The 18,300-nt window shown below is 62.7% G+C and carries 14 protein-coding genes; 7 read left to right on the top strand and 7 right to left on the bottom strand.

Annotated elements, in window-relative coordinates; all coding sequences use genetic code 11:
* Positions 1 to 25: 25 nt before the first annotated feature.
* Positions 26 to 232, bottom strand: coding sequence for a hypothetical protein (locus P5205_02925; GenBank protein HSA09301.1), 207 nt, complete (start codon positions 230 to 232; stop codon positions 26 to 28).
* Between the two features lie 141 nt (positions 233 to 373).
* On the opposite strand from P5205_02925, the gene P5205_02920 reads away from it, so the two are divergent.
* The gene (locus P5205_02920; GenBank protein ID HSA09300.1) at positions 374 to 676 is read left to right on the top strand and encodes a hypothetical protein; all 303 of its coding nucleotides are present in this window, start codon (positions 374 to 376) and stop codon (positions 674 to 676) included.
* Positions 677 to 716: 40 nt separating this feature from the next.
* Here P5205_02920 and P5205_02915 read toward each other — a convergent pair whose 3' ends face one another.
* From P5205_02915 to P5205_02905, 3 genes are all read right to left on the bottom strand, one after another.
* A complete protein-coding gene (locus P5205_02915) occupies positions 717 to 1,460 on the bottom strand; it encodes a cyclic nucleotide-binding domain-containing protein (GenBank protein HSA09299.1) in 744 nt (247 codons plus the stop codon).
* A gap of 148 nt (positions 1,461 to 1,608) precedes the next feature.
* The gene (locus tag P5205_02910; GenBank protein HSA09298.1) at positions 1,609 to 2,802 is read right to left on the bottom strand and encodes an outer membrane beta-barrel protein; all 1,194 of its coding nucleotides are present in this window, start codon (positions 2,800 to 2,802) and stop codon (positions 1,609 to 1,611) included.
* Between the two features lie 343 nt (positions 2,803 to 3,145).
* Complete coding sequence (locus tag P5205_02905; GenBank protein ID HSA09297.1) at positions 3,146 to 4,402, bottom strand: outer membrane beta-barrel protein; 1,257 nt, start codon at positions 4,400 to 4,402, stop codon at positions 3,146 to 3,148.
* 348 nt (positions 4,403 to 4,750) lie between these two features.
* On the opposite strand from P5205_02905, the gene P5205_02900 reads away from it, so the two are divergent.
* Positions 4,751 to 5,956: a type II secretion system F family protein gene (locus P5205_02900; protein ID HSA09296.1), complete on the top strand. Its 1,206-nt coding sequence runs from the start codon at positions 4,751 to 4,753 to the stop codon at positions 5,954 to 5,956.
* A gap of 184 nt (positions 5,957 to 6,140) precedes the next feature.
* Here P5205_02900 and P5205_02895 read toward each other — a convergent pair whose 3' ends face one another.
* Together P5205_02895 and P5205_02890 are read right to left on the bottom strand one after the other, a co-directional pair.
* Entirely contained in the window at positions 6,141 to 7,061 is a 921-nt protein-coding gene (locus P5205_02895) for a tyrosine recombinase (protein HSA09295.1), read from the bottom strand.
* Positions 7,058 to 7,951, bottom strand: coding sequence for a phosphoribosylaminoimidazolesuccinocarboxamide synthase (locus tag P5205_02890; GenBank protein HSA09294.1), 894 nt, complete (start codon positions 7,949 to 7,951; stop codon positions 7,058 to 7,060). The genes P5205_02895 and P5205_02890 overlap by 4 nt, the downstream gene beginning before the upstream one ends.
* A 463-nt stretch (positions 7,952 to 8,414) precedes the next feature.
* Here P5205_02890 and P5205_02885 point away from each other — a divergent pair, with 463 nt between their 5' ends.
* From P5205_02885 to P5205_02865, 5 genes are all read left to right on the top strand, one after another.
* A complete protein-coding gene (locus P5205_02885; protein ID HSA09293.1) occupies positions 8,415 to 10,154 on the top strand; it encodes a hypothetical protein in 1,740 nt (579 codons plus the stop codon).
* A gap of 120 nt (positions 10,155 to 10,274) precedes the next feature.
* Positions 10,275 to 11,510, top strand: coding sequence for a DEAD/DEAH box helicase (locus P5205_02880; GenBank protein ID HSA09292.1), 1,236 nt, complete (start codon positions 10,275 to 10,277; stop codon positions 11,508 to 11,510).
* 34 nt (positions 11,511 to 11,544) lie between these two features.
* Positions 11,545 to 12,357: a polysaccharide deacetylase family protein gene (locus P5205_02875; GenBank protein ID HSA09291.1), complete on the top strand. Its 813-nt coding sequence runs from the start codon at positions 11,545 to 11,547 to the stop codon at positions 12,355 to 12,357.
* A gap of 96 nt (positions 12,358 to 12,453) precedes the next feature.
* Entirely contained in the window at positions 12,454 to 13,752 is a 1,299-nt protein-coding gene (gene lysA / locus P5205_02870; GenBank protein ID HSA09290.1) for a diaminopimelate decarboxylase, read from the top strand.
* Positions 13,740 to 14,756, top strand: coding sequence for a uroporphyrinogen decarboxylase family protein (locus P5205_02865; GenBank protein ID HSA09289.1), 1,017 nt, complete (start codon positions 13,740 to 13,742; stop codon positions 14,754 to 14,756). The genes lysA and P5205_02865 overlap by 13 nt, the downstream gene beginning before the upstream one ends.
* Positions 14,757 to 14,996: 240 nt before the next feature.
* Here P5205_02865 and P5205_02860 read toward each other — a convergent pair whose 3' ends face one another.
* Positions 14,997 to 18,209: an immunoglobulin domain-containing protein gene (locus P5205_02860; GenBank protein HSA09288.1), complete on the bottom strand. Its 3,213-nt coding sequence runs from the start codon at positions 18,207 to 18,209 to the stop codon at positions 14,997 to 14,999.
* Positions 18,210 to 18,300 lie beyond the last annotated feature (91 nt).

Below are 18,300 nucleotides of genomic sequence, written 5' to 3'. Positions count from 1 at the left end.
AAGAACGCCGGGAGAAGCGCCCCGCTCAGCGCCGGGGCATATCCGGGACGGCGTGATTGGTTTGCGGCGCGGGGGCGCTTGCGTCGCGGATGCGGCGTGTCCGCTCGACCTCTTTGCTCATCCACGCTACCGCCAACGCAATCGCCAGGACGACCGCCCCCAGCACAATCCACGGCCAGGTGTAGCGCGGCCTCTTCCCGACATCCGGCGGGTCACCGTTCTCGTTCCTCATGCAATGGCCCAAGCATGGAATGAACTCGTTGCGAATGACAATACGATTCGTTCAGTTCCGGCTCCACCCAAGACTGAAGGCCTTACGGGGCAGTTCTATTCTCCTCTGGAAAAGCCGGCTGGCCGGTTTAGAATGCGCCGCATGGCTAAGACCCGACATTGTTGGAAGTGCGGCACCGAGTACAAGCTGCCGGGTGCTCCGGGCCGCTCGGAATCCTGCCCCCGCTGCAACTCGGACCTGAAGGTGTGCCTGAACTGCGTCAGCTACGACCCGCGGGTTGCCGAGCAATGCCGCGACCGCCGCGCTGAGCCGGTGGCCGAGAAGCACCTGGCCAACTACTGCGAGTACTTCGAGTTCGTCCGGCGCGAATTTACCCCGCCCGTGGAGGACACCTCGCGCGAAGCCAAAGCCCGCGACACACTGAAGAAACTGCTGGGGGATTGAAACGCCAAACGGAGCGCGACCGCCTCTCTCGGGTAAGGCGTCAGCCGGCGGTGCGGGCAAACTTGACCGAGTCGCCGTAACGCTTGTTGTCGGTGCGGATGCGCGCCGAGAGGGTCCGGCCCACTGCGCGCAGAAACGGCGTGGCGATGTCCGGTGCGGCTTTGGCCAGTTCATCGAATGCAGCGGCGGAAATCTTCACCACCGTGCTGTCACAATTGGCCACCACGTCCGCCGAGCGCGGCCCATGGTCGAATAAGGATACATCGCCGAAAAACTCCCCGGCGCTCAGCGTGGCCAGGATGCTCTCGCTGCCCATCACGCTCAAGCGCACACGCAGTTCGCCGTCGAGGATGAAGTACATCACGTCTCCGGGGTCACCTTGCTTGACGATCACCGACCACTGGGGGACCTTCTCCACTTCCACGAACTGGGCAAAACGCTCAAGCTGGTCGTCAGTCATGCCGGCCAGAATCTTGATCCGGCGCAACGCCCGCGGATCAATTCCCCTAAGGCTGGTCACCGCGTCCGTGTCGGCAGGACGCGCTCCTCGCTTTGAACGAAAGAACATCTGAAGTTCGGGTACGTCCGCGGCCTTCTGCCAGGAGGCGTTTTGGGCGGCATAGATCCAGGTGTCAGCCGTGACGCGCTCGTCCTTGACCCAGGAGACGAGGGTGGGAAGCTCGACGGGTCCGTATGCGGTCTGGTCAATACCCCAAACAATAAAGCCCGTGTCTGTTGAAACCGCTGCCATGGCAACATCCACTATTACCACATAAACGGCCACAGGCAATCAGGTAGTTATCCGGAATTGTACGGATGGCGAGCTTTTCTGGGCTGAGCCTGAACCGCCAACGGCAGTCGCCGCATTCATTCGACGGGAGAAATAGGAACGCCGACAGAAACGGCGACCCCGCCGCCGTGAACCAGCCGGGCTAGAATGTGTACGCGATGTTTGCCAGCAGCATATAGCTGTTCTTGAGCGTGGGGGCACCCGGGGTGGTCCCGCCATAGGCGGGTTGGCCCCCGGCGGCATGATCCCAGCGGAACTCGATCCGGCTCAATACGTTCTTCCACAGGTCATATCGCACGGTGGCGGTCGTCGCGAATACCTTGGTGGCGCCCAGCAGCGGCGTGGCACCGGCGGTTTGCGCGTCGCTCGAAGCATACTCGCCGCGGGCATGCAGGCTCAGTCTCTCTGTGGCCTGGTACGAGGCATACAGGGCTACTGCGTTGGCGTAGTTGGCGCCGAATGGGTCCTGCCGGCTCACGCCGGCATAATCGTAAGCCGCGCCCAGCCTTAGCCCGCTGAGCGGAGTGTTGATTGTGGCGCCCACATACCAGCTGGTCTGGTTGGCGCCGTTGCCGGCGTTGGCGCCCGAGCTGAAACCGTTGATCACGCAGCCACAGAGCATTGAGCCCGCCAGGAAACCCCAACTCTGCGGCGCGGTCAGCGCGATCGAGCCCATATAGGTCTTGTAGGATTCGGCCTGGGGATTGGTCGGCGAAAGGAAAGCGCGCTCGTTGATCTTCGGGCCGAAAGTGTTGGCGACCCCGGCGATCGCGGCACAGGCTTCGCTGATCTGGTAGGCGGCCTGAATGCCCGTGTGGGCCGGCGGTTCGATGGTATAGCCGTAGGAACGGGTGAAGTTCGCATTCGCAATGGCATCCGTCACCTCATACCCAATGATCGTATCCCACACCCCGACCTTGAAATCCATGCCGTTGCCGATGGGCGCATGCAAAGCCGCGTAGGCCTGCTTGATGCCGAAGTCAGCCGCAGTGCCGGAGGACTGCGTGGCCAGAGTGTTCGCGTCCGGGCCAAACAACAGCTCCACCTTGTATCCCGCCGCCCACCCGTCCTTGATGTCAACCGGCCTTTCGAGAGCGAGCTTGACCACGTTCAAGTTGAAGCCGTCGGCTTTGCTGGTCCCGCCAAAGGCATAGGGCGGTGTGTTGGCGTTGCCTGTGCCGAAGTTCCACTGGGCGGACGTGTCCACATAGCCGCCCAGCGTCGTCGAAGCCAGTCCGGTCATCAGGGCACTCGGTTGTTCCTCAGCCACGGCCACTGCCGGCAAAGTAACCAACCCAATACCCGCCAGGGCTTTTGTCCAGGAATTATAATTCATGCTCTACAGTTATACGTTGCTTGCTGGTTTCCACTTAAGACGCGCCCCGCGGGGTTCCGAGCCGCAGGTGCGATGCGTCGAAAGCGTATCGCAGCCGGCATGCCGGGTGCAGCAGAAAATGCAACCTGCTGCAAATGCAGCGCTTAGCAACCATGGCGCCCAGGGGTAGAGCTGGTTGAACCGCTGATTCCTGCTCCCGATGGTCAAAATGCGACAGCAAGGATTGACCGGGAAGCGAAGGAGAAGCGGGGGTGGTGGTGGAGCAAGGAGTTCTCCAGCCGCTCCATGAAAAAACCCCTCCCGATTCTCTCGGGAGGGGTCTCAAGTTTGGTTCTAACTCAGCTTAGAACTTGTAGATGACGTTGAGCGCCACCATCCAGGCGTTCTGTAGGTCGGCTGCCGCGTCCGCAGTACCTGCTGCGGCATTAGGATCACCGCCGAACAGATCGTTCCCGAGCAGGGAATGATCCCAACGGAACTCCAAGCGGCTGATAACATTCTTCCACAGGTCGTATTGAGCTGTGGCAGTAAGCGCCAGAACCTCAGCCTTGCCCGCACCACCCAAGCCACCATCGGGATTGAACAGCAATGCATCTGTGGCATCCAGCTTGTCCTTAAAGTACTCGGCACGGCCGTGGAAGCTGAGCTTCTCGGTCGCCTGATACGACAGATAGCCGGCTACCGCCCAGGTGTTATTGGCCGCATGATGGATATCAAGCAGGTCAAACGACGCACCAGCCCGCAGACCCGTCACCGGCGTGGCGATCGTTGCGCCAACGTAGTAACTGGTCACAGTCGTGCTATCGCTGCTGCCGGCGGTAGTGTCGAGATCACTGCGATCCGCGAACCCGTTCACAATTCCGGCATACAGGGTGGAACCGGACAAGAAGCCCCATTCATCCGGGGCGGTCAGGGCCACCGAACCCATGTAGGTCTTGTAAGATTCCGCCGTCGCCTGGGCTCCGCCTGCGTTGAGAGGGAAGAACGAGCGGTCATTGATTATCGGCGACCACGTATCGGCTACACCAGCCGCGGCGCTGAAGAAATCGCAGAAACGGTAGGTGGCCAACAGACCCGTGTGCGTTTGCGGCTCAATCGAATGGCCGTACGACCGGGTGAAGTTGGGGTTATTGCCGGCCTCGATGGATTCATACCCGATGATGCTGTCAAAAACACCCATCTTGAAATCGAGCCCTGTCCCGATTGGGGCGCGCAGCGCGACATAGGCTTGCCTGACCGCGAAGTCGCTGGAGAAGGCGCCGGTCGAGGTTGTCCCGAGCACGTTGGCATCCGGTCCGAACCACAGGTCCGCGCGGTATCCGGCGGCCCAATCCTGTTCGTCCAGCGGCTTGTCAATTCTGAGTTGGAGAACATTCAGGTTGAATCCGTCGGCCTTGCTCGTGCCGCCGAACTTATACGGCGGCAGATTATTGTTGCCCGTGCCGACGTTCCACTGTGCCGATGTATCCACGTAGCCACTGAGGGTCGTGGAAGCGAGTGCGGTCATAACCGAACTGGCCTGTTCCTCGGCTTTGGCAGCGGATGCAAAGCTGACCACCCCGAGGGCCGCCAGTGCTACTGTCCATTTATTATACTTCATTCGTTCCTCCGATGTTGATCGTATGATTCAGTTGTATAACTTTGTATTTATGCATTTCTCGGGGCAAAACCAGTTTGCCCCAGCACCAAAACCGGTGCACTTTCCGGCATAAATAGGCCATCTCCGGGGTTTTGACAATACTTTTTTCACTATTTTTTGCCGCCCCTGCTTTTCCGCGGGTTTAGGCGAGGAACGTCTTAATTTCGAACGTGAGGGGGTATTTCGCGGCCTGTTTAGGTTTGGAACAAAGGCTGCTTTACTCGGACCCGCAAATGTTTGGCGCTATTTCCATAAACCGCCCGATCCTCCCGAGGACCGAGGTCGGTCAACCTTGAACGGACCTCAATCATGGCATCCTTCGTATACGTAGCACGGGAAACGGTGTCTGGCCGGGAAATTCACAGTTCGGTGAACGCGGCGACGGAGCAGGCGGCAATCGCCGCGCTGCTGAACCGCAACATGCTGGTCCTCTCGATCCAGGAAAAAGTGGGCCGGCAGGGCAAGAACAGCGGCGGCCGGGTGGCTTTGGCCGACCTGGTCATCTTCACGCGGCAACTGGCGACCATGGTGGACGCCGGCCTGGCCATGGTCCAGTCGCTCCAGGCGCTGGGCGAACAGACCACCAACAAGGTGATGCGGGATGTGATACACGACGTGTGCGCCCGCGTGGAAAGCGGCGACAGCTTCTCCGAGGCGCTCCAAAAGCACCCGAAGACATTCAGCCGCCTTTACACCTGCATGGTGGCCGCGGGCGAGAAGGGCGGTTTGCTGGCGGAGATCCTGGCCCGTCTGGCCACCTACCTGGAAAGCACTGCTCGGTTGAGGAAGAAGGTCAAATCGGCGATGATGTACCCGGCAGTGGTGACGGTCGTGGCGATCCTGATCACCATCTTCCTCCTGGTGCGAGTGGTGCCCGTATTCGGCGAAATCTTCGCCAGCTTCAACGCTACGTTGCCGGCCCCGACGCAGTATTTGATCAATCTCAGTGAGTTCGTGAAGAAGTACTTGTGGCTGCTTCTGCTGGTTGCCGGCGGCGCCGGCTATGGCTGGTGGTATTTCATCAAGACTCCGACCGGCCGGATGTTCTGGGATTCGCGCCGGATCAAGTTGCCGATCTTTGGGAGTCTGGCGCACAAGATCTGCCTGGCGCGGTTTAGCCGCACGCTGGCCTCGCTCATCCGCAGCGGCGTGCCGATTCTGGACGTGCTGCAAATCGTCTCCCAGACCGTCGGCAATATGGTCATGGAGAAGGCGATCAAGACCGCGGCTGTGGACATTGAGCAGGGCGAGGGCATCGCCGCCGCCTTGTCCAAACATCCCGTGTTTCCCAGCATGATCGTGCGCATGGTGACCGCCGGCGAGCAAACCGGCAAGATTGACAACATGTTGGAGCGCATCGCGGACTTCCTGGACGATGAGATCTCGACGACGCTGGCTGGACTGACGGCCCTGATTGAGCCAATTCTGATTGTCTTCCTGGGTGTGGTGGTGGGCGGCATCGTCATCTGCATGTTCCTGCCCATCTTCAAACTGCCCGAAATCGTCAGTCGTTGACGCTGGAAATCGCGCCCCGGGGCTGCCGCGCGGGACGGCACGGCAGCCCACCTGCCTCATAGGGCAATCGAGACCTTAGCGGATGTGGCGGAGCGCGTTCGTCAGGCCGCGAATCACATCCTGCTTCTCGTCGGCCCTGTTCAAAATCCTCGCCCTTTCAGGTGGCCGCACCGCGCCCCGGAGGTTATGGGCGGGGGTGAAACTTGCGGTGGATCTCGCGGAGGCGGGTGGCGGCGACATGGGTGTAGATCTCGGTAGTGCTGATACTGGCGTGGCCGAGAAGTTCCTGGATGACGCGCAGGTCGGCGCCGTGGTCCAGCAGATGGGTGGCAAAGCTGTGGCGTAACATGTGGGGGGTGACGTTGCGGGAGATGCCCGCCCGGCGCACGCGCTGCTTGACGCGCAGCCAGAGCGTGACGTGGGCGAACGGCGTGCCGCGCCGGGTGAGAAACACGTTGGCAGTGGACCGGGGGGTCACCAGCTTGGGCCGGCTCGCCGCAAGGTAGCGTTCCATCGCGGCGACGGCTTTGCGTCCGGTGGGCACAACGCGCTCCTTGTTGCCTTTGCCGATAACGGTGACAAAGCCGGCGCTAAGGTGGAGCTGTTCAAGCCGGAGGTTGCGGAGTTCCGCCAGGCGCAGGCCCGAAGCATAGGCAAGTTCCAGGACCGCCTGGTCGCAGAGGTTCTGGGGCGTCTCGGGGATTTCGGGCGCCAGTAGCCTCTCGATTTCCACACTGGTAAGGGCTTGGGGGAGCCGTTTCCAACGGCGCGGCAGCGAGAGGTGCTCGGCGACGTTGACTGGCAGGAGCTTCTCATTCTCGGCAAAGCGGTAGAAAGCGCGCAGGGCGGCAATCTCCACGTAAAGGCTGTCGCTGCTAAGGCGGCGGGGAGAATCTTCTGGTTGGTGGGCCAGCTTGCGCCCGCGTTCATGCTGGAGGAATGACATGAGGTGCCGCAACTCGACGGCTTTCCAGTCTGCCAGACCCTGTTGCTCGGCCCAGGCGACGAACTTGCTCAGCAACCAAGCGTAGGTTCGCTGGGTGTGCTCGGCTTGCCCGCGTTCGTGTCGGACATACTGGAGGAAGTCCTCGACCAGTTGATTCATGCCAGCTTCTGGCCGGTTAACCGCTCGTAGGCCTCCAAGTACTTGGCTTGGGTCCGGGCGACGACGGCAGGCGGGAGCATGGGCGCGGGCGGGGTCTTATTCCATACCAACGTTTCCAGGTAATCGCGGACAAACTGCTTGTCGAAGCTGGGCTGGCTGGCGCCGGGCTGGTACTGGTCCGCCGGCCAGAACCGGGAGGAGTCAGGGGTAAGGACTTCGTCAATGAGGATGAGTCTGCCGTCCAGCAGCCCGAACTCGAACTTGGTATCCGCGATAAGGATCCCCCGGCGGCGGGCATAATCGCGGGCAAAACGGTAGAGCTTGAGACTGGCGGCGCGGACCTGCTCCGCACGCTCGCCGCCCACCATGCGGGCCGCTTCGACAAAGGAAACGTTGAGATCATGACCCGATTGGGCCTTGGTGGCTGGGGTGAAAATGGGCGCCGGCAATTCGGAGGATTCCTGCAAGCCGGGCGGCAGCTTGATGCCGCAAACAGTCTGCTGCTCACGGTATTCTCTCCAGCCCGAACCGGCCAGGTAGCCACGGACCACGCACTCAATGGGCAGTGGTTGGGCCTTCTGAACAATCATGCTGCGGCGGTCGAGTTGGGACGCATACGGCTGGAGTTCGGGCGGCAAGGTATCACCCGGCCGCGAGAGAAGATGATTGGGCTGGAAGGCTTCGGTCTGCGAAAACCAGAAATGCGACAGTTGGGTCAGCACCTCGCCCTTGCGCGGAATTCCGTTCGGCATAATGCAGTCGAAGGCGGAAATCCGGTCAGTGGCGACCAGGAGCAAGCGCTCGCCCAGGTCGAAAACTTCCCGCACTTTGCCGCTCCGGAGCTTGGGAATGCCGGGTAAGTCGAGTCGCAGCAATGGTTCGCTTGCCATGGCGGGCAATATGCGAGCAGATGCGCCACGCGCAAAGCGCAAAGTGCGGCCGCCAACTCTGCCCCAGCGCGTCTGCCTGAAGGCGCGCTGGACGTGACGCTTCTATAGGACTTTTCATTCGACAATTGGGCGGAACTGGACTATATATATCGGCCGGGCGCGGTCGGGCAGCGCCCCTGGGCTGAGGGAGGTCCGGGACAGGGCAATCAAGGCCCAATCATGGAGTAATCATGCTCCAATCATGCTCCAATGATGCTAGCAACACCGGGACAACACGCCGGCAACCCAATCCAATCCCGCGCGCCTTCATGCATACGCGCTGGCCTGCCCGGCCCCGCCAGGCTATCCCTCCGCCGCGCCGCGCGAATAGTGCCAGCCGGTGCTTGCATTCAGACTGGAGCCGCTCCATGCTGCACAAGCGGTATTTGCAAGGCGCGCCGCAAAATGCGCCTGATGTGAAGCAATGAGCATATTGCCTGATAGCGAACTCGATCTGGACAAACTCTTTCTGCCCGCCTGGGCGCAAGAGCCTTCTGCCTCGAAATACGCCCATTACGAGGGCGAAACGGAGCGACCCGACCGCCGCGGCGACCGCCATCGCCGGGGCCCCCGCCCACCACGACGGGAAGGGCCGCCTGGAGCACGACGCGATGATAATCGCCCCCGCGGTGAGCGCCGCGGCCCGCCCCGACGAGAAGGGGGGGCACCTCGACCCGAAGGTGGTCGCGGCCGTTTCCCCGGCGGACAGAGATCCGATTCACGCTGGGGCGAACCGCGCGAACGCCGCGCCCCACCGCAGCCGCTGCCGGAAATCGAGGCAAGCCTGCGTCCGGATGATAAAGGCGTCGAGTCCCTTGCGCGGCAGATCAAGATGACCGGGCGGGCCTATCCCTTATTCGACATCGCGCAGATGATTCTCCAGAAGCCGGAGCGGCACCTGGTGCTGTTCAGCGTGAAGAAGAACGCCCAGGGACAGCCCATCCAGCCGCTGTTTGTCTGCGCCCTGGACGACACGCTCTGGCTGTCCGAAGACGAGGCCGTTGCCCATATCCTCAAGAAGCATTTCACAACGTTCTACCAGGCCGAGCGGACGGCGACCGAGCCGCCGAAGGGCAGGTACACCTTTGTTGCGCAGTGCAGCTTAAGCGGCATCATCCTCGGCCCGCCGAACCATCACGACTACCAGAACCAGTTGCGCAAACTTCACGCCGAGCGATTCTCCCGCATGCCGTTCGAGGAGTATAAGTCGCGCGTGCGCATCGTGCGCGACGAGGAGGTCGTCAAGAAGTGGGTGGATGACCAAAGCTGGAAGACGGATTACGTCTGCCTCAACATGCCCGAGCCGCTGCGGCTGGCCAACATGGAGGCCGTTGAACAGCACTTTCGCCAGGCGCACAAGGAGAACATCATCAAACCGGTTGAGACTCACACGCTCAACGGCGCGGCGGCGCGCGCGCTGCGCAGCCCTGATCTGGCGCGTCTGGTCCGCAGCGTCTGCGATGACCAACGGCGGTTCCCGCTCCAGGTCGCCACGGTCCTCAGCCAGCAATTCGCCGGGCACGGCCTCCAGTTCTTCAAGGTCAACCGGACATTAACGCATGTCTGCGTCGCGCGTCCGCGGTACCTCGACATGACGGCGACGCCGGTATCCGAGGGCGTGAAAGCCATCGTGAATTTCATCAGCGTAACTCCCAAATGCACGCGTCGGCAACTGGTCGAAGCCTTGGCACCCTCCCCCGCGCCGGTGGCCGCCGCAACCGAGGCGCCGCCGGCACCTCAGCCCGAGAATGCCCAGCCCACACCGGAACAAACCGCCATTATCGCCGACTTGCACTGGCTGATCCACGAGGGACATGTGATCGAGTTTGCCAATGGAATTATCGAGCTGGCGAAGAAGCCCCTGCCGAAACCGGAGCCCAAGCCAGCACCTGCGCGCACCAAACCTGAGCCGGCAGCCCAACCGGCTGCCGAGGTCCAGACGGCCACTTCGGAGCTGCCCCCTGAGGACGTGCCGCCGGTTCCCGCCGAGGGAGCGCCGCCGTCGCCAGGACCCGCACAACCTGTGCAAGACACCCCGGCACCCACAAGCCAAACGGCGCAGATAGAGGCGCCGTTGGAACCTCCGGCAAGCGGAAGCCCGCCAGCCGCGATTGACCAGTCCCCGGAAGATTCCCCGGTCTTGCCGGATAAGTCGCCTTCCTGAGCCGGGTGGTGATTATGTCTCGTGAGCGAGCAGGCGCCGACGACAGTCGGCGCATTATTCCCGCACCCAGGATGACGCCACCCGACGCCGGGGCTAAGGACGCATTTCACAATACTGCTTATGCCATTTACTAAGTTTGGTCTTTCCGCCCCCATCATCCAGGGGGTGCGAGCGATGGGATACATCGAACCGACACCGATTCAGCTCCGCGCCATCCCGCTGATCCTCGCCGGAAGAGACGTGATCGGAAGCGCGCAGACCGGGACGGGCAAGACCGCCGCGTTCGCGTTGCCGATCTTGTCAAAGCTTGGGCAGCACCAGCCGCAGCCCCGCCTGCTGGTCCTTGAACCGACGCGCGAGCTGGCCGCGCAGGTCGAGACCGCCATTCACGATTTCGCCCGCTTCACCAATTTGCGCACCGCCGTCGTCTTTGGCGGCGTCGGCTATGGCCGTCAGTTGGACGCTCTGCGCGACGGCGTGGATGTGCTGGTGGCGACGCCCGGCCGGCTGCTCGATCATATGCACCGCGGCACGTGCAAGCTCGATCGAGTCCAGTTTGTGGTGCTGGACGAGGCCGACCGCATGCTCGACATGGGTTTCCTGCCGGATGTGCGCCGCCTTCTCGACCGCTGCCCCCGCGACCGCCACACCTCGCTGTTCTCCGCCACCATCCCGCCGGAGATCGAGACGCTGATCCAGTGGGCCATGCGAAATCCGCAGACTATCGAGATTGGCGTACGCCGCAGCCCCAAGGACACCGTCAAACATGTGATCTACCCGGTGTCCGATTTCCAGAAGACCGACCTGGTTCTGGAGCTTCTCCGGCGCGTGAACTACGACTCGGTAATTGTCTTTTGCCGCACCAAGCACGGCGCCGACCGGGTCGCGGGGCTGTTGAAACGGAACAATCATGCCGTGGCGGTGCTGCACTCAAACCGCACCCAGCGCGAGCGCGAGCAGGCGTTGCGCGGCTTTCGTGATGGCCGCTTCGAAGTGCTCGTCGCCACCGACATCGCCGCTCGCGGGCTGGACATTGCCGACGTGAGCCACGTAATCAACTACGACGTGCCGCAGCATCCGGAAGACTACATTCACCGCATCGGCCGCACCGGGCGGATGGAAGCCAAGGGCGACGCCTTCACCCTGATGGTGGCAGAAGACACCCGGCACGTGAACGCCATCGAGCGCTTTATCAGCCAGAAGATTCCGCGCGTGAAGCTGGAGAACTTCGACTACCGCTACACCGCGCTGTTTGAGCAAGACAAGCCGGGCCAGCCGCATGGTGGCGGGGGCCGGGTGCGGGGGGCGCGCGTCCGGGGCGGGTATTTCTACGGGCCAGCGCGCCGCCGGCGCTGAGGAGGAGGCGTTCGTGGGAGATCGTCGAGCTGGCATGAGGAGACACATCTGGCTGGTGGCGATGGCCTGCGCGGGAATGGCGGGGCCGCCAGTCGGCCTGGCGCAGTTTGCGACGAGCGGAACCGCCATTGGCCGGCAGGATTTGGAGTTGCGGGAGGGAGGCATCGTGCGGGGGCCGACGTCGTCCCGAAGAATGGCGATCGTCTTCACCGGGCACCACTTTGCGGAGGGCGGAAAGACAATTCTGAACGAACTGGCAAGGCACAAGGCGCGCGGTTCGTTCTTCCTTACGGGAGACTTCCTGACCAATGCCAGTTTCCGGCCGCTGATCAGGCGCATTGTGACGAAAGGCCACTACCTGGGACCCCACTCCGACAAGCACCTGCTCTATTGCCCCTGGGAAGGCCCCAGGCGAACCCTGATCTCCCGCGCCGAGTTTCAGGCGGACCTGGAGAGCAACCTGCTGAAGATTGAGCGGTTTGGTGTGAAGCGCGCGCAGATTCGCTATTTCATGCCGCCGTATGAGCACTACAACCGCGAGATTGTGGACTGGTCCAGCGCGATGGGCCTGACCCTGGTGAACTATACCCCCGGCACGCGCTCGAACGCCGATTACACGGGTGAGGCCGACAAGAACTTCGTCTCGTCGAAGGTCATCTTCGAGAGCATCATCCGCAAAGAGCAGCAGGACTCGAACGGCCTGAATGGATTTATCCTGCTGTTGCACATCGGCGCCGGGCCGGGCCGCACGGACAAGTTTTCGCTGCGCTTTGGCGAGCTGCTCGACTATTTGGCGGCCAAGGGGTACCGCTTCGTCCGCGTGGATGAACTGCTCAGTCCGCGTTAGACACCCGCAGCAATGGCCGCCGCAGCCGCCCTGCGATCAGCCCGGTTGAGGGAAATCCCGTTGCACTTTGGCGGTTGGAATCTACACTCCCGCGCCATGCATTACTTTCATTATGAGGGCAACCGGCTCTGCTGCGAGGGCATTGCGGTCGAAACCCTTGCCCGGAAGTTCGGCACGCCGCTTTATATCTACTCGCAACGCACGCTGACGGAACATTTCCAGGCCCTGGACCAGGCCTTGGCCGGGGTGGACCACCTGGTCTGCTTCGCCGTAAAGTCCAACTCCAACCAGTCCGTGCTGCGCACGCTGGCCCGTCTCCGCGGCGGATTCGACATTGTCAGCGGGGGCGAACTGCAACGGGTGATCGCGGCTGGCGGCGATCCGCGGCGATGCGCGTTTGCGGGCGTGGGCAAGACGGAGGAGGAGATCGCGTTTGCGCTGCGGCAGGGCGTCTATACGTTCAACGCGGAGAGCGAGCCGGAGCTGGAGCGCATCAACCGTGTGGCGGCGCGGCTGAACAAGCGGGCGCCGGTGGCAGTGCGCGTGAATCCGGACGTGGAGGCGCACACACACAAGAAGATCACCACCGGCACCTACGAAAACAAGTTTGGCATCGCGTTGGAGCAGATCGAGGGCGTTTATGCGCGCGCGAGCAAGCTGCGGCATTTGCGCCTGCGCGGGGTCCAGATGCATATCGGCTCCCAGATCACGGAGGTCCGTCCGTTCGAGCAGGCGGTGCGCAAAGTGCTGCCGCTGGTGACGCGGCTGAAGGAGCGGCATGGTCTGGAGTTCTTCAGCCTCGGGGGCGGGCTGGGCATCGTCTATCAGCCGGCCCTGGCGAGCGGGCCCGCCACGTGGTGGAACTCGGCCGCGGCCCGGCGCATCATAACGCCCCGGAAGTACGCGGCCCGGCTGCTGCCGCTGCTCAAGCCGCTCGGCCTGCGGATACTGATCGAGCCGGGGCGGTTTATCTCCGGCAACGCGGGCATCCTGGTCACGCGAGTCGAGTACTTGAAGCGCACCGGGCGGAAGAACTTCCTAATTGTGGATGCGGCGATGAATGATCTCATCCGCCCTGCCTTCTACGAGGCCTATCACGAGATTGTGCCGCTGACCCGGAAGCGGGGCGCATGGGTGAGCTCCGATGTGGTTGGCCCGATTTGCGAGTCAGGCGATTTCTTCTGCCAGGATCGGCCACTGCCAAGGACGGCGCAGGGCGATTATTTGGCACTAATGAGCGCCGGGGCGTATGGTTGTGTCATGGCCTCGAACTACAACACGCGCCCGCTGGCGGCAGAAGTCATGGTCAAAGGCAACCGGGCCGCGCTGGTGCGGGCGCGCCAGCCGGTCAAGGCGATCTGGAGCGGCGAAATGGTTGCGCCGTGGCTGAAATAGCGGAAGTCAACATGTCCGCAAACTGCTTCAACCAACTGGTTTTCGCCTCGTCCCAGCGCCTGGCGCTGCCGATTGCGACCTACCCCGGCCTGGCGCTGATTGGCGCGACCGTGCGGCAGGCGGTTAACGATCCCCAAGTCCAATACGACGCCGTGGCGGCGTTGCATGGTCGCTACCAGACACCGTTCGTGCTGTCGGCCATGGACCTCAGCGCGGAGGCGGAGGCCTTCGGTTGCACGCTGCATGTGTCGGACAATGAGATTCCGTCTGTAACAGGGCGGTTGGTGACGAACCTGGAGCAGGTCGCGAAGCTGGCCGTGCCCCAACCCGGCGACCGGCGCACCGCGGTGTACCTGGAGACCGTGAGGCGTTTGCGGAAGCTTCCATCCCGACCGCTGGTGCTGGGTGGCTGCATCGGGCCGTTTTCGCTGGCCTCCCGATTGGTGGGCGTCAGCGAGGCGCTGGAACTGACATTGGCCGAGCCGGAGCTGATGGCCGCGGTGCTGGAGAAGAGCACGGCCTTTCTGGTCGGTTACGCGCGCGCTTTCAAGGAAGCCGGGGCAAGTGGCTTGATCATGGCCGAGCCGGCCGCTGGGCTCCTGTCGCCGCGCGGCGTATCCGCCCATTCCTCCGGGTATATCAAACGCATCGCCGCGGCAATGGCGGGCGAGGGATTCGCGTTGATTCTGCACAACTGCGCCGCCCGGCTGGTGCACCTGCCCGCGATTCTGGAGACGGGCTTGAGCGCCTTCCACTTCGGCGCGCCGATGGCTCTGCCGGCAGCGTTGGCCAAGGTTGACCCGGAGGTGGTGCTGTGCGGGAATCTCGACCCCGCCAGTGTATTCTGCCAGGCCGGGGCGGCCGAAGTGCACACGCGCACCGCGCAACTCTTGTCGAGTGTTGCGGCGCATCGCAATTGTGTGCTTTCCTCCGGTTGTGATGTGCCAGCCGCCGCGCCGCTGGCGAATCTGGACGCGTTCTATGCGGCGGTGAAAGGCTCTTGAGCGTTCAGGCTTCCGCCGCCCGGGTTCTAGGTAGCCAGGATCAGGCGCATCAGGACCACGGTCCCGAAGACGAGGACCATGATCAGCACCGTTTCCATCACTCCGAACCTGGGTTCCTGCCGGCAATTGACGGGAGCCAACGTGGTGGAGACGAAGCCTCGCCTGGGCTTCGGATTTTTACGGGCAGTTTTCGGCGCTGCACACCGGGGCGGCACATCTTGAGCCATAGGATCGGAAGAACTACTGGACGCGGATACGATAGAAGCGGGGAACGGCAGTCGGGTTGGGATCGGTGAGGATTGCATGGGTTCCAGTTCCCTGCGTGGAGCCAATTGCAGTCCAGGCAATCGGTGGGGTGAGGTTGGTCGTGTATTCGAGGTAATACATGACAACGGGATTGGCGATGGTCGGGAAGCTGAAGGTGAGGCCGGCAGTGTAGGAGCCTGAAATGGTCACCGTTGGCCGGGGGATGACCGGGGCTGCCGGTGGAACAAACGTCATCAGGAAAGCGCGGGTTCTTGCCGGGGTGTTGGTGGTTAGGCCCACACCCCCAATCACCAGGCCGCCCGCCGCGCTCGTGCCAATGCTGTGCGCGCGGGCCAACCGCGCGAAGATGCCTGAAGACCCGCTCGCCGCAACCACCTCCGTCAAATCCGTGACCGTCCAATTCGTCGGGTTGGAGCCGCTCGTGTCCCAGAGGACGGCTTTCTCGATCCCGCCGCGGTAGTTGGCGCCCACGGCGTATCTCCCGTCCGCTGTGCAGCCGTATGGAATCGCAAGGCTGGTCGGACCCCCGGTGTCCGGGAAGTTGGGCAATTGGCCTGTGCTTAATTGCGCCGCCATCCCTGGCATTGTCGCATCGAACACCGCTTTGTAACCATAGTTGTGGGTCACCCCGCCGACCGCGGGCGGCGACAGGCCAAAGACAACTGTGCCGTCGGCGCTGACCGCGTAGGCCTGTCCCGCCGTGGTGCCATCCAAGCCGCGGGAACTCCAGAGAACCGGCCCGGTAGCGTCTATCCAATCGGCTATATAATTGACATAGGTCCCCGTGGTTCCATCTCTCCGCCAGCCTACGCCCCGCCCGTTGCTTGAAACGCCGTTCACCTGAAGTGTGCTGGGCTTTGCGGCATCCTTTTGCGCCCACTTCGGCGTTGCCGGCCATGGCCCTGAGAATCGCCCAACCCGCAGCCCCCAGTTGTCAGAATCTCCTGTCCCTTCGTCGGTCCACACCGCATAGAAGACGTCCGACGACGTCCCCGCCAGGCTGTTGGCCACGGCAACCGTTGGCAATTTTGGACCGCCAGGATACTGAACCCGGTTGCCCCAACTCAGCCCACCATTGGCAGTCATCCATGTGGTAAACCGGTTGTTATTCGCCGCAAGGCCGGAAACGACAAGTTGCTTCCGCGGCGGAACCTGGTTGGAATCTGTGCGATAGGCTACGCCGGTCAGGATTCCAGCCGCAGTACCATCGGAACTGATAGGCCGGACCACCGTGTTGCTGGCTGAATCGTAGAGGAACCCTTTGCCCGTGCCAGACAGCCCTGCTACAAATCTGCCGTCCGGGGTCATGCCGCGCGCTTCGTTATTCGTGTCGCCTGACAGCGTCGGGATGCTGGTCAGCGTGACCGACCCAAGGGCGTTGGTTGCCACCAGAAGGGTTGCGGGGCTGCTGACCACACTCCCGTAGAGATTGGTCACCACGCAGCGGTAGAGGGCCGCGTCAGCGACATCCGCTCCGGTGATCGTCAGGGTTGGCGTCGCGCATCCGGAATAGTGTCCGCCATCGGCAAGGTTGACCTGGTTTTGCTGCCACCGGTAGCTCAAGGGATTGATGGCGGAGGCAACGACGGTGAAGCTGGCCGATCCGCCCGGCACGACGATTTGGTTGTCGGGCTGCTGGATGATGGTCGGCACGTCGGCCAGGGCGGAGGATTCGCCCGCCATGAACGAGTAGAGCGAGGCGTTCTCCAGGATAAACCGCAGGCTGATGGACGGCGCGTTGGCGGGGAGCTCGTTGTGGGCCGTCCAGGCTACCGCCTGGGCGACGCTGTCGCCGGTCAGCGCAAGGCAATCGGCCTGGGTGTAGCCCGGCAGCACGTTGTTATGCTCGTCAAGCACCTCGACCTTCAGCGACCCGCCCGCCGCGCGGTAGTTGACCAGCAGCGCTCCGCCGACGCTGGTGAGGGGCTTGGTGAGGATGATCCCGGTGGCCGTCCCCGCCGCATCCAGGGAGGCAAAGCCATCCTTGCGCAACGTAGCCAGGCCGATTGAGCCGGACGTGATATTGAGCGGCATGCCGTGCTCCTGGTCGCAGCCGCCATACCACAGCTTGAGGAAGTCGCCTTCGACGATGGGCGCCCGGGCAGTAAAGATCATGCCGTCATCCCACGCGCCGGATGGTCCCAAAGGGAGAATCGGCGGCCGGGGCGCCTCCTGGCGGGTCCAGTGGACCCCGTCGTGGCTGCTGATCAGCTCGACAAAGCACGGGCCGATGAGATAGCCGGGCATCTCGCCGTCCAGTTCAGTCGCGCGAAAGATCCAGAGGAACCCGAGATACATGGACTCATAGGCGAAGGCCGACAATCCGTAGAAATGCGTCCGCTGAACGGATCCCGGGATGATCCAACGGTCGTCATAGGCGTCGGGCCAGAGGATGAGGGATTCCTGCGGCCAGCTGGCGATGTTGGTGGTGGTGGTGAGCGCCACGGCGCGGCGCTTGCGCCCGTTCCAGTCATACCAGGCGTTCTTCACGTAGCCCCGGAAGAGCTGCTTATGGGGGTCCCACCAGAATTGGCCCACGTCGCTCCCACCGGGGAGCGCGGGGTTGGTGGGCGAGTCGGTGACGTGAATGCCGTCGGGCGACCACGCGGCCCAGTAGCCGGGCTCATCGAAGTTCATGAACTGGTAGGCCCGGCCGGGATCCGATTCCCAGGGCGTGTGCATGACCGAGACGATGCCGTTGAGGGTGGAGCGGATGAAAAACATGTTGTTGGCGGTGGAGCCGTGCCAGGAACGGAGGTTGAGGATCGGCTTGGTCCAGTGGATGCCGTTCGTGCTGGTGGCGTAAAGCTGAAGGCTGCCTTCGTTGCTTTCGTCGCTGGGGCGCAAGGTCTGATACCACATCCGGTAGCCGGTGCGGGTTTCGTTGGGCAGCACGGTGCCGTAGATGTACACCATTTCTTCCCAGGGTCGGTCCGCCACCACGACGGGATTGTTGGCGTATTTCTGGAAAGCGTGGTAGGTCCGAACCACGTTGGTCTTGAATAGGACCGGATAGTCGTCCACCAGCAATTGCCACGGCCCGGTCAAATCGTCCAACGCGGCAGCGGCCCGCGCTTGAGGGACAGTGCAACCGAGCAGGAGAAACACACCGAGCGCCGTGAGCTGGAGACCGCGCATGCGCAAGGACAGCGGACCGCGCGCGCGATCAGGAATGGGGTGAAGCATACCGATCAATCAGTCATTCGCAGCGCAGGCGGCGGGGCCTGCCGAAGGCTTGAGTTGGCGCCGGCCTGGCGGCCTTCGTCGAAGCCAGTAA

It is taken from the genome of Candidatus Paceibacterota bacterium, assembly GCA_035452965.1.
Lineage (GTDB): Bacteria > Verrucomicrobiota > Verrucomicrobiia > Limisphaerales > UBA8199 > UBA8199.
The sequence above is the reverse complement of the archived record's forward strand: the minus strand, read 5'-3'. Positions and strand labels throughout refer to the sequence as shown.